Raw genomic sequence first — 325 nt, 5'->3', positions numbered from 1 at the left:
TCACGCGAATGAGCCTCGATCAGCGCCTCGACCTCGGTGGAGCGCTGCGGCTTGCCGTCGTCGCCGTAGTCGTACCAGCCCTTGCCGCTGCGCCGGCCGAGGCGCCCCATCTCGCACAGCCGGTCGGCGATGGCGACGTAGCGCTCCCCCGCCGGCCGCGTGGCCGCCTGCCGCTTGCGGTTGGCCCAGGCGATCTGCAGCCCGGCCATGTCCTGCATCTCGTAGGGCCCCATCGCCATGCCGAACCCGCGCATCGCCGCGTCCACCTCGTGCGGCAGAGCGCCGTCGGCCAGCAGATAGTCCGCGGCGCGACGATAGGCGGACA

1 protein-coding gene is annotated in these 325 nt (G+C 72.6%); it reads right to left on the bottom strand.

Going from position 1 to position 325, the window contains the following annotated elements:
* On the bottom strand, positions 1-325 hold a 325-nt coding region (locus AB6A65_RS16835), incomplete at both ends, for a 3-hydroxyacyl-CoA dehydrogenase family protein (RefSeq protein WP_371039525.1).

The organism is Rhodosalinus sp. FB01 (assembly GCF_041365715.1).
In the GTDB taxonomy this organism is placed as follows: Bacteria; Pseudomonadota; Alphaproteobacteria; order Rhodobacterales; family Rhodobacteraceae; genus Rhodosalinus.
This window is presented reverse-complemented; position numbering and strand designations above follow the sequence as displayed.